This window comes from Pseudomonas sp. 22490 (assembly GCF_052044465.1).
Taxonomy (GTDB): domain Bacteria; phylum Pseudomonadota; class Gammaproteobacteria; order Pseudomonadales; family Pseudomonadaceae; genus Pseudomonas; species Pseudomonas aeruginosa.
In genome coordinates, this window is record NZ_JBQENS010000040.1 from 1 (window position 1) to 14,041 (window position 14,041).

Annotated in this window: 14 protein-coding genes; 8 read left to right on the top strand and 6 right to left on the bottom strand. The window is 68.6% G+C overall.

All coding sequences use genetic code 11. The features are described from left to right. Positions 1–2,991, bottom strand: a 2,991-nt coding sequence (locus tag ACTJJX_RS30260; RefSeq protein ID WP_440782047.1) for an amino acid adenylation domain-containing protein, incomplete at its 3' end; no start/stop codon positions are given. 318 nt (positions 2,992–3,309) lie between these two features. Here ACTJJX_RS30260 and ACTJJX_RS30265 point away from each other — a divergent pair. The 8 genes from ACTJJX_RS30265 to ACTJJX_RS30300 are packed head-to-tail and all read left to right on the top strand — an operon-like array spanning position 3,310 to position 9,494. Then, on the top strand, positions 3,310–4,521 hold the full coding sequence (locus ACTJJX_RS30265; protein ID WP_016852862.1) for a PepSY-associated TM helix domain-containing protein: 1,212 nt from the start codon (positions 3,310–3,312) through the stop codon (positions 4,519–4,521). Beyond that, on the top strand, positions 4,518–5,057 hold the full coding sequence (locus tag ACTJJX_RS30270; protein ID WP_003089621.1) for a hypothetical protein: 540 nt from the start codon (positions 4,518–4,520) through the stop codon (positions 5,055–5,057). The genes ACTJJX_RS30265 and ACTJJX_RS30270 overlap by 4 nt, the downstream gene beginning before the upstream one ends. Further along, on the top strand, positions 5,054–5,383 hold the full coding sequence (locus tag ACTJJX_RS30275; RefSeq protein WP_003089624.1) for a hypothetical protein: 330 nt from the start codon (positions 5,054–5,056) through the stop codon (positions 5,381–5,383). The genes ACTJJX_RS30270 and ACTJJX_RS30275 overlap by 4 nt, the downstream gene beginning before the upstream one ends. Then, positions 5,380–5,940: a DUF6162 family protein gene (locus ACTJJX_RS30280; RefSeq protein ID WP_016852861.1), complete on the top strand. Its 561-nt coding sequence runs from the start codon at positions 5,380–5,382 to the stop codon at positions 5,938–5,940. Before ACTJJX_RS30275 ends, ACTJJX_RS30280 begins: the two co-directional genes overlap by 4 nt. A 32-nt stretch (positions 5,941–5,972) precedes the next feature. Beyond that, positions 5,973–6,926: a metal ABC transporter substrate-binding protein gene (locus ACTJJX_RS30285; RefSeq protein ID WP_003113055.1), complete on the top strand. Its 954-nt coding sequence runs from the start codon at positions 5,973–5,975 to the stop codon at positions 6,924–6,926. After that, complete coding sequence (locus ACTJJX_RS30290) at positions 6,923–7,678, top strand: metal ABC transporter ATP-binding protein (RefSeq protein WP_003106905.1); 756 nt, start codon at positions 6,923–6,925, stop codon at positions 7,676–7,678. Before ACTJJX_RS30285 ends, ACTJJX_RS30290 begins: the two co-directional genes overlap by 4 nt. Further along, positions 7,675–8,580 (top strand): metal ABC transporter permease, encoded by a 906-nt coding sequence (locus ACTJJX_RS30295; protein ID WP_003106903.1) that lies wholly within the window; start codon positions 7,675–7,677, stop codon positions 8,578–8,580. The genes ACTJJX_RS30290 and ACTJJX_RS30295 overlap by 4 nt, the downstream gene beginning before the upstream one ends. Further along, complete coding sequence (locus ACTJJX_RS30300) at positions 8,577–9,494, top strand: metal ABC transporter solute-binding protein, Zn/Mn family (protein ID WP_016852860.1); 918 nt, start codon at positions 8,577–8,579, stop codon at positions 9,492–9,494. The genes ACTJJX_RS30295 and ACTJJX_RS30300 overlap by 4 nt, the downstream gene beginning before the upstream one ends. Before the next feature lie 99 nt (positions 9,495–9,593). On the opposite strand, the gene ACTJJX_RS30305 is transcribed toward ACTJJX_RS30300, so the two are convergent. From ACTJJX_RS30305 to ACTJJX_RS30325, 5 genes are all read right to left on the bottom strand, one after another. Further along, positions 9,594–10,358 carry a thioesterase II family protein gene (locus tag ACTJJX_RS30305; protein WP_003089632.1) on the bottom strand — a complete coding sequence of 255 codons (765 nt, stop codon included), beginning with the start codon at positions 10,356–10,358 and terminating at the stop codon, positions 9,594–9,596. Beyond that, positions 10,359–10,577, bottom strand: a complete 219-nt coding sequence (locus ACTJJX_RS30310; RefSeq protein ID WP_003089636.1) for an MbtH family protein — start codon at positions 10,575–10,577, stop codon at positions 10,359–10,361. 77 nt (positions 10,578–10,654) lie between these two features. Beyond that, positions 10,655–12,064 carry an aspartate aminotransferase family protein gene (locus ACTJJX_RS30315; RefSeq protein WP_003089638.1) on the bottom strand — a complete coding sequence of 470 codons (1,410 nt, stop codon included), beginning with the start codon at positions 12,062–12,064 and terminating at the stop codon, positions 10,655–10,657. A gap of 178 nt (positions 12,065–12,242) precedes the next feature. Continuing rightward, complete coding sequence (locus ACTJJX_RS30320; protein ID WP_016852859.1) at positions 12,243–13,562, bottom strand: PQQ-dependent sugar dehydrogenase; 1,320 nt, start codon at positions 13,560–13,562, stop codon at positions 12,243–12,245. Beyond that, entirely contained in the window at positions 13,555–13,980 is a 426-nt protein-coding gene (locus ACTJJX_RS30325; RefSeq protein ID WP_003111287.1) for a hypothetical protein, read from the bottom strand. The genes ACTJJX_RS30320 and ACTJJX_RS30325 overlap by 8 nt, the downstream gene beginning before the upstream one ends. Positions 13,981–14,041 lie beyond the last annotated feature (61 nt).

Below are 14,041 nucleotides of genomic sequence, written 5' to 3' on the forward strand. Positions count from 1 at the left end.
CGCCTTGCGATCCAGCTTGCCGTTCGGACTCAGCGGCATCCGCTCCAGCGCCAGCCACTGCGCCGGCACCATGTATTCCGGCAGGCTTGCCGCCAGGTGCGCGGCCAGCGCTTCGCGCCAGTCGCCGCCCTCGCTCTCCAGCACCACGTAGCCGACCAACTGCCTGCCGTCCACCGCCAGCACCGCCGCCTCGCGCACCCACGGATGCTCCAGCAGGCGCGCCTCGATCTCGCCCAGCTCGATGCGCAAGCCGCGCAGCTTCACCTGGTGGTCGATCCGCCCGGCGTACTCGATCACCCCGTCGGCGCGGTAGCGCGCCAAATCGCCGGTGCGGTACATCCGCTCCCCAGCCACGAACGGGCTGGCGACGAAACGCTCGGCAGTCAGCCCCGGACGCTGGTGGTAGCCACGGGCCAGGCCCCGACCGGCCAGGTACAGCTCGCCGAGCACGCCCACCGGCACCGGCTCCAGGTTGCCATCGAGGATGTAGCAGGCCAGGTTGGCGATCGGCCGGCCGATCGGCACCGCGTCCTTGCCCTCCTCCACGCAGGTCCAGTGGGTGACGTCGATGGCCGCCTCGGTCGGGCCATAGAGGTTATAGAGGCCGGCCTGCGGCAGCTTGGCGAACACCTGCTGCTGCGCGTCCGCCGGCAGCGCCTCGCCGCTGCAAACGATGCGTTTCAGGCTGGTGCAGGAGGCGACGTCTTCATCCTGCAGGAAGGCCTGCAGCATCGACGGCACGAAGTGCAGCGTATCGACCCCTTCGCGGTTGATCAGCTTCACCAGCTTCGCCGGGTCGCGATGGTCGCCCGGCGCGGCCACCACCAAACGCGCCCCGCTCATCAGCGGCCAGAAGAACTCCCAGACCGACACGTCGAAGCTGAACGGGGTTTTCTGCAACACCGTGTCACCGACGCCCAGGCCATAGGCCTGCTGCATCCAGCACAAACGGTTGCTCAGCGCCGAATGGCGGTTGCCGGCGCCCTTGGGCTTACCGGTGGAACCGGAGGTGTAGATGACATAGGCGAGGTTCTCGCCATCGAGATGAATATCCGGGTTCGCCTCACTGTAATCCTCGAACCAGGGCGCACCGCGATCCAGGTCGATCCGCTGCACGCCTTGCGCCAGCGGCAGCTTCAGGTGCGACTGGCTGAGCAGCAGCTCCACACCGCTGTCCTCCAGCATGTAGGCCTGGCGCTCCTCGGGATACTCCGGGTCCACCGGCACGTAGGCGCCGCCGGCCTTGAGGATCGCCATCAGGGCCACGACCATCTCGATAGAACGTTCCATGGCCACGCCCACCAGGCGGTCCGCGCCGATCCCGCGCTCGATCAGGGCATGCGCCAGGCGGTTGGCCCGGCGGTTCAGCTCGGCGTAGTCCAGGCGCTCCTCGCCGAAGGCCAGCGCCGGCGCCGTCGGTGTGCGCTCGACCTGCTCCTCGAACAACCGGTGCACGCCGCGTTGCAGCGGGTACTCGGCCGCAGTAGCGTTCCAGCCTTCCAGCAACTGATAGCGCTCCTCGGCATCGAGCATCGGCAGCGAGTCGACGCTGGCCTGCGGGTTTTCCAGCATGCCGCGCAGCAGGTTCTGCCAATGCCGCGCCATGCGCTCGACGGTCCGCGCCTCGAACAGGTCGGTCGCGTAGGTCAGCGCGGCGTACAGGCGGCCGCCCTTCTCGTAGGTATCCAGGCTCAGGTCGAACTGGGTGGTACGGCTCTTCCAGTCGAGCTGGCCGAAGCTCAGGCCGGCCACGCTGTCCAGCGCCTCGATGTCGGCCACCAGCGGCTGGTGGTTGTACATCACCTGGAACAGCGGGCTGTGGCTCAGGCTGCGCTCGACCTTGAACGCCTCGACCAGGCGTTCGAACGGCAGATCCTGATGGGCCTGGGCGCCAAGCACGGTGTCCTTGAGCCCGGCCAGCAGGGTCGCCACCGACGTGCGGCCGTCGAATACCGAGCGCAGCACCTGGGTGTTGACGAACAGGCCGATCAGCCCTTCCACCTCGGCGCGGTTGCGGTTGGCGATGGGGACGCCGACCCGCAGGTCGGTCTGCCCGCTATAGCGTTGCAGGAGGATATTGAAGCCGCCGAGCAACAGCATGAACAGGGTCAGCCCCTGGCGTCGGGCGGTGCCGCGCAGGGCCTCGGCCAGGGCCGGCTCGATGCTGAACTCGTAACGGCTGCCACGGTAGCTGGGAACCGCCGGACGCGGGTGGTCGGTCGGCAACTCCAGGACCGGATGCCGCTCGCCGAGCTTGCCGCGCCAGTACTCCAGCTGGCGCTCCTGCTCACCGGCCTCCAGCCAGCTGCGCTGCCACAGGGCGTAATCGGCGTACTGGATCGGCAAGGCCGGCAGGCCGGGCTCCGCGCCAGTCGCATAGGCACTGTAGAAACGACTGAATTCTTCGATCAGCACGTTCATCGACCAGCCGTCGGACACGATGTGATGCAGGGTCAACAGCAGCACATGCCGCTCCTCGCCCAGGCGGATCAGGCGGACCCGCAGCAACGGCCCCTCGCACAGGTCGAACGGCTGCAACGACTCGCGCTGCGCCTCCTCGCGCAGGCGGGCTTCCTGCTCGGCCTCGGGCAGGCCGCTGCAATCCTCGAAGGCAACCTCCAGCGGGCGTTGCAGGGGCGCCTGCGCCAGGCTGTCGTCGGCGCCGCGCGGGAACACCGTGCGCAGGGTTTCGTGACGCTGCACCAGGCTGGCGAAGGCGCGCTCCAGCGCCTGGCGGTCCAGCGGCCCGTTCAGGCGCACCGCGCTGGGCAGGTTGTAGGCGCCGCTCTGTGGCTCCAGGTGCCAGAGGAACCACATGCGCTGCTGGGCGTAGGACAGGCGGTCGCGCTCGGCCGAAGACACGCCGGCCGGAATCGGGAACAGCGAGAAATCGATTCCCTCCCCTCGCAGGGTTTCGAGGAAGACCCGACGCTTCTCAACGGGTAGTTCGATAAAGCGGCGGGCGAGCTTGAGGGAATCTTCTGCGTTCATCGGTCTTCTTCCGTGCACATGGGCAACGAGCGCGGGGCTCGGTCATTCATGTGAAACGGACGACACATCGTGAAAATTAACCGGACAGCGACTTCCGGTCGCACCTTGGCCGATCGGTTTTTTTGCATAGCCATCAGGCGTTTACGGAAGCCCTCGGACAAGCCGCCGGCACCAGGCTGAAAGCAACTGCGAAACATTTGCTTTCATCTTCCCCTTCAGGTTCTACCGGCCTCATTCGTCCTATATGGATGAACGGGGCGCATCCAGTCCCCGCAACCCATGGTCGGTGCCCACGACCCCTAACCTACCGTTAGCCTCATGTCGAAAAAGTCCCGCTCCAGACTCTGGTTCCTCGTCCACAGCTGGCTGGCCCTGCCCATCTGGTTCTTCGTCCTGATCGTCTGCGTCACCGGCACCCTGGCGGTGGTCAGCCAGGAGATCGTCTGGCTGGCCAACCCGGAAATCCGTGCCAGCAAGCCAAGCGACTCCGCCGAACCGCTGAGCTACAGCCAGGTCCTCATCAGCATCAATCAGGCCCGGCCCGAGCTGAAGGTCGAATCGATCGAACGCCCCGACGAGTCCCACTTCGCCCTGACCGTGGATGTCAGCCATCCCGACGGCAGCAGCGCTGCGCTCTACGTGAATCCCTACACAGGTGCCATCCAGGGCAAGAGCCCGCACTTCGATTTCCGCCAGTTCACCCGCGCCCTGCACGGCTGGTGGCTGATGCCGTTCGATAACGGCTACAGCTGGGGCTGGTACCTGGTCTCGCTACTCGGACTGCCGATGTTGGCCTCGCTGGTCACCGGTCTGGTGGTCTATAAACGATTCTGGAAGGGTTTCTTCAGACCACGCCTGCGCATCAGCCAGGGCGCGCGCATCTTCTGGGGGGATTTCCACCGCCTGAGCGGCATCTGGTCGATCTGGTTCATCGCCGTGATCTCCATCACCGGCACCTGGTTCCTGATCCAGGCGATCCTCGCCGACAATCACATCACTCTCTCCAGCGAAGGCCCGCCGCCGGTCATCGCCCGCAGCGAGGTGCCGCTCTCGCCTTCCGGCCAGCCGGCTGTGCAGATCGACCTCGACGAGGCCGTGCGCATCGCCACTCGGGACATTTCCGGCTTGGAAGCCAGCGGGCTGTTCCTCCCAGGCAACGCCTACAGCCCGCTCTATGTCTATGGCCGCGGCTGGTACCCGCTGATGTACCAGTCGGCAGCGATCAATCCCTACAACGGCAGGATCGAGTCTTCCCGCCTGCTCGGCGACCGCACCCCGCTGGAGTTCGTCACCGAATCCATGCGCCCCCTGCACACCGGCGATTTCGGCGGTATCTGGGTCAAGCTGATCTGGTTCGTCTTCGGCCTGCTGCTGAGCATGATGGTGCTCAGCGGCCTGCTGATCTGGAGCAAGCGCACCGCACAGGCCACCGCCGCGTTGGTCAAGCGCGGCAAGCGCCCGGCGCGCCAGCCGAAACCGGCCAAGCCGGCGCCGGTAATGGCCAACCAGACCGCGGAGGGACAGCCATGAGCAAGGCCGCCGTTGCCCAGCCCGTTTCGCCGCTGCGCCAGTTCTGGCTGCGCTGGCGTTTCCACCTGAATGTTCTGCTGATCCTGATCCCGCTCGGTTTCATGCCGCGTTATTTCGCCGACGTCGCACTGTTCCGCGGCACCAGCGGCCTCGGCGAACGAGAGGCGGGCGAGATCCAGGTCGGCCCCTGGAGCCTGCGCCTGGCGGAAATGCGTATCGAACCGCCGCACGACGAAGGCCCCGCCGGCTTCATGAAGGACTTCAATGCCGCCCTCTGCCAGGCCTGCATTCCCCAGGTCAAGGCGACCTACCTGCGCATCGGCAAGCCGCGCAGCCTGCGTGCCGCCGGGGTGATCTTCTTCGGCAGCCCCTACCGCATGGGCACCAGCGTGCCGATCCCGCCGCGCACCCGGCCCGATGCCGAGCTGTGGATCACCATGGAAGGTTGGGACGGCTCCATGCACCAGGCTTCCATTCCCCTGGCCGAGGCATCCCCCGCCACCGTGGCCTGGCTGAACAAACGAGGTAAGCAATGAGCATCCACACCCGCCCCTGGCGCCTGCCCCTGGCCGCCCTGTTGCTCGGCCTGAGCGGCGCGGCCCTGGCGCACAACCCGATCTGCGAATGCGAGGAAGTGCAGGCCGGCGAGATCCGCTGCAAGGGCGGCTTCTCCGACGGCAGCGGCGCCCCCGGCGTAACCCTCGACGTGATCGGCTACGACGAGCAGATCCTGGTTCCCGGCAAGCTCGGCGCCGACTCGACCCTGACCTTCAAGCGTCCCGACGGCGAGTTCTACGTGCTGTTCGACGCCGGCCCCGGCCACGTGGTGGAAATCGACCACGCCGACATCGCCGCGCCATGAGCGTCGAAACCGTCCGCCCGGCCGGCGCCGGCCACGAGACCCTCTACGTACTGCTCGGCAGCGTGCTGATTCTGGCCCTCGCCGCCACGGTGGTCGGGCTGCGCCAGCAGTCCCATGAAGCGCAAGCCCTGGACGCCCACCAGGTGGATGCCCGGCTCGACCTGAATGCCGCCGAACAGGGCATCTATGCCGACCTGCAGGTCGCCGCCGAAGACATCCAGGCGCGCCTGGACGACGGCGAAGCCGCGCCCTCCGTCGACGAACTGGCCGCCGAGAGCTTCCCGCCCTTCGTCGCCGACGTCGCCGCAAGCAGCCGCGGCGAGCACCGCTGGAGCCACGGCGAAACCGCCGGGCGTCCGAGCTACCTGGGCGTCAGCGGCAAGCCCGAGGTGGCCGGCTCGTTCCTCCTGCTGCTCGGCCCCGCCGAAGTCTGGCTGAAGCCCGCCGCGGCCGCTGCCGGCGCCGTACCGGGCGACGCCCGCGCCCTGGCCGGCGCCGGCTGGCGCCAGGTGGTCAGCCGCTTCGACGCCGGCGTGACCCGTCAGCACCGCCATTGATCGCACATCGACTCCACAGAAGGCGTTTTTCCATGCTGTTCTCCCGTCGCTCATCCCGTCCGCGCGGCCTCGCCGCCCTCCTCCCGGGCCGTGCCCTGCTGGCCGCCCTGCTGCTGGCCCTGCTCGCCCCGCTGGCCCAGGCCGAAGACGGCAAGCGCCTGCGCATCGGCATCACCCTGCATCCCTACTACAGCTACGTGAGCAACATCGTCGGCGACAAGGCCGAGGTGGTGCCGCTGATCCCCGCCGGTTTCAACCCGCATGCCTACGAGCCGCGCGCCGAGGACATCAAGCGCATCGGCACGCTCGACGTGGTGGTGCTCAACGGCGTCGGCCACGACGATTTCGCCGAGCGCATGATCGCCTCCAGCGAAAAGCCCGGCATCCCGGTGATCGAGGCCAACGCCAAGGTGCCGCTGCTGGCCGCCACCGGCATGGCCGCGCGCGGCGCCGGCAAGGTGGTCAACCCGCACACCTTCCTGTCCATCAGCGCCTCGATCACCCAGGTCAACACCATCGCCCGCGAACTGGGCAAGCTCGACCCGGCCAACGCCAAGGCCTACACCCGCAACGCCCGGGCCTACGCCAAGCGCCTGCGGGCCCTGCGCGCCGACGCCCTGGCGCGGCTGAACAAGGCCCCGGCCGCCGACTTCCGCGTCGCCACCATCCACGGCGCCTACGACTACCTGCTGCGCGAATTCGGCCTGGAAGTCACCGCCGTGGTCGAGCCGGCCCACGGCATCGAGCCGAGTCCGAGCCAGTTGAAGAAGACCATCGACCAGCTCAAGGCGCTGGACGTGAAGGTGATCTTCTCCGAGATCGACTTCCCCTCCACCTACGTCGAGACCATCCAGCGCGAGTCCGGGGTGAAGCTCTATTCGCTGTCGCACATTTCCTATGGCGACTACAGCGCCGGCAAGTACGAGGAAGAAATGGCGCGCAACCTCGACACCGTGGTCCGCGCCATCCAGGAGTCCGGCGCATGACCGTAGCCGAACGGCTTTGCGCCACGCCTTGCGGGCCGGCCATCGAGTTCGCCGGGATCGACCTGAGCCTCGGCGGCAGCCGCATCCTCGATGGCGTGCGCCTGCGCGTCGAGGCCGGTAGCGTGCACGCGCTGGTCGGACCGAACGGCGGCGGCAAGAGTTCGCTGGTCAAGACCCTGCTCGGGCAGATGCCGCATCGCGGCGAGCTGCGCCTGGAGTGGCCCGGCGCGCCCGGCTGCATCGGCTACGTGCCGCAGGCGCTGGAGTTCGACCGCGGCCTGCCGCTCACCGTCGACGATTTCATGGCCGCCATGTGCCAGCGCCGTCCGGCCTTCCTCGGCCTGTCGCGCAGCCGGCGCCCGGCGATCGACGCGGCCCTGGAACGGGTCGGCATGCTGGCCAAGCGCGGTCGGCGCATGGGCGCCCTCTCCGGCGGCGAGCGCCAGCGCGTGCTGCTGGCCCAGGGCCTGGTACCGCCGCCGCAACTGCTGGTGCTGGACGAACCGATGTCGGCCCTCGACGAGGGCGGCATCCAGGTCTTCGAGCGGCTGCTGCTGGACTGGCGCCAGGCCGGCGTCACCGTGCTCTGGATCGAGCACGACCTGGAGGCCGTCGGCCGCCTCGCCGACCGGGTCAGCGGTCTCAACCGCCACCTGCTGTTCGACGGTCCGGCGGCCAGCAGCCTGACCCCGGAACGCCTGCTCACGCTGTTCTCCACCCAGCCCCGGAAGAACGCGGAGGCCAGCCGATGAACGACGCCTACGAACAACTGCGCCAGGCCGTCCAGGCCTGGGCCGCCGCCGGCTACCTGCCGGAGACCCTGGCCTACGGCTTCGTCGTCAACGCGCTCCTCGCCGGCCTGCTGATCGGCCCGGTGCTCGGCGGCCTCGGCACCCTGGTGGTGGTCAAGCGCTTCGCCTTCTTCTCAGAGGCGGTCGGCCACGCCGCGCTCACCGGCGTGGCCATCGGCATCCTCCTCGGCGAGCCCTACACCGGGCCCTACGGTAGCCTGTTCGGCTACTGCCTGCTGTTCGGCGTCCTGCTCAACTACCTGCGCAACCGTACCGGCCTGGCCCCGGACACCCTGATCGGGGTGTTCCTCTCGGTGTCCCTGGCGCTCGGCGCCAGCCTGTTGCTGGTGCTGGCGGGCAAGATCAACGTGCATATCCTCGAGAACGTGCTGTTCGGCTCGGTGCTGACCGTGAACGGCCATGACCTCGCGGTGCTGGCGGCGGTCGCCGTGCTGGTGCCGTGCCTGGCCCTGCCGCTGTACAACCGCATCATGCTGGCCAGCTTCAACCCGCAACTGGCGGCGGTGCGCGGGGTCGCGGTGAAGAGCCTGGACTACCTGTTCGTGGCCCTGGTGACCCTGGTCACCGTCGCCGCGGTGAAAGTGATCGGCGCGATCCTGGTCGGAGCCCTGCTGGTGATCCCGGCGGCAGCGGCGCGCCTGGTCAGCCAGTCGCTGAAAGGGTTCTTCTGGCTGGCGGTGCTGATCGCCACCGTCAGCACGCTGGCCGGTATCCTGTTGCCGATCATGTTCGACCTGCCGATTCCCTCCGGCGCCGCGATCATCCTGGTCGCCGGCCTGGCCTTCGGCCTCGCCGCCATCGCTCGCGGCTGCCTGCCGCACCTGAAAGGAACCCCCGGATGAACCTGAAACCCCATTGCCTCGCCCTGGCCCTGGCTTGCGCCGGACTCGCCGGCCCGCTCCCGACCCTCGCCGCGACGCCGGCCGCGGCCCAGTCCGCGCCAGTCACGGTACTGGCCAGCCTGCCGGTCACCCACGCCCTCGCCGAACGCCTGCTGCGGGACACCGAGGTCAAGCTGCAACGGGTCGCCCCGGCCAACCTGCCGGCCAGCCGCCAGGCCTCGTTCTTCGCCGGGCGCGGCGCCGGCGGCCTGGCCAAGGCCGCCGGGCAGGCCGACGCGGTGATCGACCTGCGCTCGATCTGGAGCGACGACCCGCTCTACCCGCTGGCCCGCCGTAGCAATATCCGTATCGTCGAGATCGACGCCGCGCGTCCGGTGGACGGCGCCCTGCCCGGCATCGCCCTGCGCCCCGGCAGCGACCTGCATGCCTACCCCTGGCTCAACCCGACCAACCTGGGGCGCATGGCCGATGTCCTCGCCAGCGACCTGGAACGCCTGGCGCCCGGCGCCGCAGCGACCATCCAGGCCAACCTGGCGACGCTGAAGAAGCAATTGCTGGAAGCGACCGCCAGTAACGAGACTCGCCTGGCGAAGGCCGACAACCTCAGCGTGATCAGCCTCTCCGAACGCCTCGGCTACCTGCTCGCCGGGCTCAACCTGGACCCGCTGGACGTGGAGATCCAGGCCGACGACGGCTGGACCGAGACCAATATCCAGGCTTTCGCCGAGGAGCTGAAGAGCGAGGATATCGCCCTGGTCCTGCACCATCGCCAGCCACCCAAGCCCCTCGCCGATGCCATCGCCGCCAGCGGCGCACGCCTGGTAGTGGTGGACACCGAGGCGGCGGACCCGGTGGCCGGCCTGGAAAGTGACATGAAAGCGATAGTCGAAGGGCTGCTGGCCGGTCAAGGCTGAGCCGCGCCTCGTAACGAAAAAGGCCGGGGAGCGCTGCTCCCCGGCCTTTTTTTCGTCGACATCGGACCCGCCGCAGGGCCTATGGCGCCCTCGCGGGCATCAGCAGATCGCCGCCGACTCCACCACCAACGCCGCGGCGCCCTGCCCCGCGCGCCAGGCCTCGACCTGGCGCTCGACGACCGCCAGCACCTCGGCCTCGCGCTGATGGATGAAGAAGTGCCCGCCGTCGAACAGCTCCAGTCCGAAACCGCTGCGGGTTTCCTCGGCCCAGGCCAGCAACTGTTCCTCGCTGGCCTTGTCCTCCCTGCCGCCAAGCGTTCGGATCGGACAGGCCAGCGGCGGGCGCCGCTGGTGACGATAGCTGCCGCAGAGCAGGAAATCGGCGCGCAGGATCGGCAGGGTCAGGCTCATCAGCTCGCGGTTGCCCAGCACCTCTTCCGGCGTACCTTGCAGGTCGCGCAGGTCGGCGATCAGCTCGGCGTCGCTCTTCGGTTCGGCGAAACCGCGGTCATACTCGGCGCGTCGCGACGGTGCCGCGGTGCCGCAGGCGAAGAACCCCAGCGGCGTCGGGCAACCCAATTCGCGCAAGGCATACAGCACCTCGCAGGCGAGCAAGGCGCCGAGGCTGTGGCCGAGCATCGCGTAGGGGCCCTGGCGGACCTCGTCGTGCAGCTCGCGCGCCAGTTGCTGCGCCAGGCTCGCCAGGTCGGTCTGCAACGGCTCGGCCATCCGCGCCCCGCGCCCCGGCAACTCCACCGGACGCACCGCCAGCCAGGCCGGCAGCTTGCGCCGCCAGCGGCTGTAGGTCATGGCGCTGGCGCCGGAATACGGCAGGCAGAACAGCCGTACGGGCGTACCGCCCACTCAGCCGGCCGCCTTGTCCATGTGCTGGCGCAGGCTCAGCGGGCGCATGTCGGTCCAGACTTCCTCGATGTAGGCCAGGCAGTCCTTCTTCAGGCCGCTCTTGCCGGCCGCCCGCCAGCCCTGGGGAATCTCCTTGTATTCCGGCCAGATGGAATACTGCTCCTCATGGTTGACCACTACCTGGAACTGGATGTCGTCACGGTCGAACACTGAAGTCATTGCTTGCTCCTGATGGGATCGAACGGCCGCGCGCAGCACGGCCCTTGCGTTGGATAACGAAAAGCCCGGCGGGAAAATTAGCCGGCCAGCGCCGCGCCGAGGGCGCGGGCGAAACGCCGGGCCACCTCGTCGATCTGTTCGGCGCCGATGATCAGTGGCGGCAGGAAGCGCACCACGCTGCCGTGGCGGCCGCCCAGTTCGAGGATCAGGCCGCGCCTCAGGCACTCGCGCTGGACCCGCGAGGCCAGGGCGCCGTCGGTCGGCGGATGACCGAGGGCATCCGCCTCGCCCTGCGGGTCGACGATCTCGACCCCGAGCATCAGCCCCCGACCGCGGATATCGCCCAGTTGCGGATAGTCGCGCTGGAGGATGCGCAGGTGCTCGGCCAGGCGCTCGCCCATGGCCGCCGCGTGGGCCGCCAGGTCGTGTTCCTTCAGGTAGCGCATCACCGCCGAACCGGCGGCCATGGCCATCTGGTTGCCGCGGAAGGTGCCGGCGTGGGCGCCGGGCTGCCATTTGTCCAGCCATTCGCGGTAGACCACCACCGCCAGCGGCAGGCTGCCGCCGATGGCCTTGGACAGCACCACCACGTCGGGGACGATGCCGGCGTGCTCGAAGGCGAACATCCTGCCGGTACGGGCGAAGCCGCTCTGGATCTCGTCGACGATCAGCGCCACCCCGGCCTGCTCGGTGATCCGCCGCAAGCCGCGCAGCCAGTCGAGATCGGCCGGAACCACGCCGCCCTCGCCCTGGACCACCTCGACGATCACCGCCGCCGGCAACTGCACGCCGCCTTCCGGATCGTTCAGCAGGTTCTCCAGGTAGTGCAGGTTCGCCTTGACCCCCGCCTCGCCGCCGAGACCGAACGGGCAACGGTAATCGTAGGGATACGGCAGGAACTGCACGCCCGTGCTGAGCACCGCGCCCAACGGCTTCTTCGGTCCGAGATTGCCCATCAGCCCCAGCGCGCCCTGGCTCATGCCGTGGTAGCCGCCCTGGAACGACAGGATGGTGCTGCGCCCGGTGGCGGTGCGCACCAGTTTCAGCGCGGCTTCCACCGCGTCGGTGCCGGTCGGGCCGCAGAACTGGATCTTCGCCTCGGCGGCCAGCGCCGGCGGCAGCAGGCCGAACAGGTCCTGGACGAACTGGTCCTTCACCGGGGTGGTCAGGTCGAGGGTGTGCAGCGGCAGCTCGTCGGCCAGAACCTGGCGGATCGCCTCGATCACCACCGGATGGTTGTGCCCCAGCGCCAGGGTGCCGGCGCCGGCCAGGCAATCGATGAAGGTACGCCCCTCGACGTCCTCCACCAGCAGCCCCCTGGCCTTCTTCAGCGCCAGCGGAATCCGCCGCGGATAGCTGCGCGCGTTGGACTCCTGGCGGCTTTGCCGTTCCAGCAAGGGCGACTGGGAGAACTCGTAGAGCGTTTCGCCCTCCGCCGGGGTGGCGCGGAGCGGCTGGTCTTCGATGACGCTGGTGGCGACGTGCATGTCTTCAACCCTCAAGGCGTGGTGGTGTTCCACTGGCAACCGGCGATCCGGCCGCCAGGGGCGGCATTCGCGGATCGGATGCACAGGAGACGCAGGAGGGACGCACGGATTTACTGCGCCGGACCGCAGCACCGTGCTCGGACCGCCAGCTCCGGCCCCGACACCGTCGAGCGGGCCGCTAGTCGGCGCCCGCGGCGCTCACCCGCCAGATCGCGTTGCCGACGTCGTCGGCGATCAGCAACGCGCCGTCGGCCGCCTGCGCCAACCCCACCGGCGCGCCGAACAACTGCTTCTCGTCCGCGGAGACGAACCCGGTCACCACCGGCTGCGGCGCACCGGCAGGCTTGCCGTCGGCGAACGGCACATGGACCACCTGGAAGCCACTGACCGGCGAGCGGTTCCAACTGCCGTGCTCGCTGACGAAGGCGCCGTTGCGATAGCGCTCGGGCAACTCGTCGCCGGTGTAGAAGAACAGGCCCAGCGCGGCCACGTGGGAACCCAGCGCGTAGTCGGGGACGATGGCCTTCGCCACCAGGTCGGGACGCTGCGGCTTCACCCGCGAATCCAGGTGCTGGCCGAAGTAGCTGTAGGGCCAGCCGTAGAAGCCGCCCTCCCGTACCGAGGTCAGGTAATCCGGGACCAGGTCGTTGCCGATCTCGTCGCGCTCGTTGACGATGGTCCACAGCTTGCCGGAGACCGGTTCCCACTGCAGGCCGGTCGGGTTGCGCAGGCCGGAGGCGTAGATGCGGCTGCCGCGGCTGGCGACGTCCACCTCGAGAATCGCCGCACGACGGTATTCGATCGCCGCGCCGTTCTCGGTGATGTTGCTGTTCGAACCGACGCCCACGTAGAGCTTGCGCCCGTCGGGACTGGCGAGCAGCGCCTTGGTCCAGTGGTGGTTGATGGTGTCCGGCAGGTCGGTGAACTCCATCCCCGGGTCGGCGACCCGGGTTTCACCCGGCACGTAGCGGTAGCGCATGATGTTCCCGGTATTGGCGACATACAGGTAATCCCCCACCCGCTGCACGCCGAACGGCGAGTCCAGCCCTTCCAGGAACACGTACTTCTGCCACTGGCCTCCGGCGCCGGCTCGGCGCAGCAGGGTGATGCGGTTGCCGCCCTTGCCGGCCTTGCCGGACTGGCCCTTGACCATCCCCGCGATGAGTTGCTTCGGCGTGGTCACCGGCGCGGTGCCGGGCGAGTTGGCCTCCACCACCAGCACATCGCCGTTGGGCAAGACCAGCAACTGGCGAGGGTGTTGCAGGCCATCGGCGATCTTCTCGATCTTCAGGCCCTGGGCCACCGTCGGCTTGGCCTCTCCCGACCAGCCCACGCCTTCCGGTACCTTCATCGGCGGCAGAAGGAAGTGCTTCGGTTCCGGAAGCGCCGGATTGGCGCCGGTCTGCTGCTGCGGATCGTTCTGCGACCCCTGGTTGCAGCCGGCCAGGACCAGGCCGAGGGCAAGCGCGACGGGGCGCAGCGAGTGGAGGCTAGCCATGCGCCACCTCCTCCGCGGATACCGCCAGGAGCGCCTCTCCCAGCGCCAGCAGCAGCACCGTCGCGATCGACAGCCATAGCCCGGCCGGCATCACCGCATAGGCGTCGCGGCTGTGCACGAAGGCATTGAAGATGGCCAGGACGATACCGGCGAACTTCAGCAAGGAGGAAACCCTGGCCGCCGCGACGACCGCCGCGCGCCGCAGCAGCCATACGCGGCACAGGTCGACGACGCAGGGCAGGATGGCGAACAGCAGGCCGAGACTGATCAGCCAGGCCGCGCTCTTGCCCCACATCACCTCCGCCGTGGCGAAATAGGTGGCGTCGAAGACCAGGGCGGCGACGAAGAAACCGAAGGGAACCGGGTTGAGGACGTTGTAGAAGGCGTCCAGCGGTCTGAAGCGTAGTGCGGTGGCCATTGCGAAACACTCCTCTCGGGAAACGCAGGCTTCCCGACGTGAAGGGACGGGCAGGAGATTC

Excerpts from the sequence above, each read along its gene's own strand:
- ACTJJX_RS30270 (WP_003089621.1), top strand. The coding sequence starts at position 4,518 with ATGAGCAAGGCCGCCGTTGCCCAGCCCGTTTCGCCGCTGCGCCAGTTC.
- ACTJJX_RS30295 (WP_003106903.1), top strand. The coding sequence starts at position 7,675 with ATGAACGACGCCTACGAACAACTGCGCCAGGCCGTCCAGGCCTGGGCC.
- ACTJJX_RS30300 (WP_016852860.1), top strand. The coding sequence starts at position 8,577 with ATGAACCTGAAACCCCATTGCCTCGCCCTGGCCCTGGCTTGCGCCGGA.
- ACTJJX_RS30315 (WP_003089638.1), bottom strand. The coding sequence starts at position 12,064 with ATGCACGTCGCCACCAGCGTCATCGAAGACCAGCCGCTCCGCGCCACC.
- ACTJJX_RS30310 (WP_003089636.1), bottom strand. The coding sequence starts at position 10,577 with ATGACTTCAGTGTTCGACCGTGACGACATCCAGTTCCAGGTAGTGGTC.
- ACTJJX_RS30275 (WP_003089624.1), top strand. The coding sequence starts at position 5,054 with ATGAGCATCCACACCCGCCCCTGGCGCCTGCCCCTGGCCGCCCTGTTG.
- ACTJJX_RS30285 (WP_003113055.1), top strand. The coding sequence starts at position 5,973 with ATGCTGTTCTCCCGTCGCTCATCCCGTCCGCGCGGCCTCGCCGCCCTC.
- ACTJJX_RS30280 (WP_016852861.1), top strand. The coding sequence starts at position 5,380 with ATGAGCGTCGAAACCGTCCGCCCGGCCGGCGCCGGCCACGAGACCCTC.
- ACTJJX_RS30325 (WP_003111287.1), bottom strand. The coding sequence starts at position 13,980 with ATGGCCACCGCACTACGCTTCAGACCGCTGGACGCCTTCTACAACGTC.
- ACTJJX_RS30265 (WP_016852862.1), top strand. The coding sequence starts at position 3,310 with ATGTCGAAAAAGTCCCGCTCCAGACTCTGGTTCCTCGTCCACAGCTGG.
- ACTJJX_RS30290 (WP_003106905.1), top strand. The coding sequence starts at position 6,923 with ATGACCGTAGCCGAACGGCTTTGCGCCACGCCTTGCGGGCCGGCCATC.
- ACTJJX_RS30320 (WP_016852859.1), bottom strand. The coding sequence starts at position 13,562 with ATGGCTAGCCTCCACTCGCTGCGCCCCGTCGCGCTTGCCCTCGGCCTG.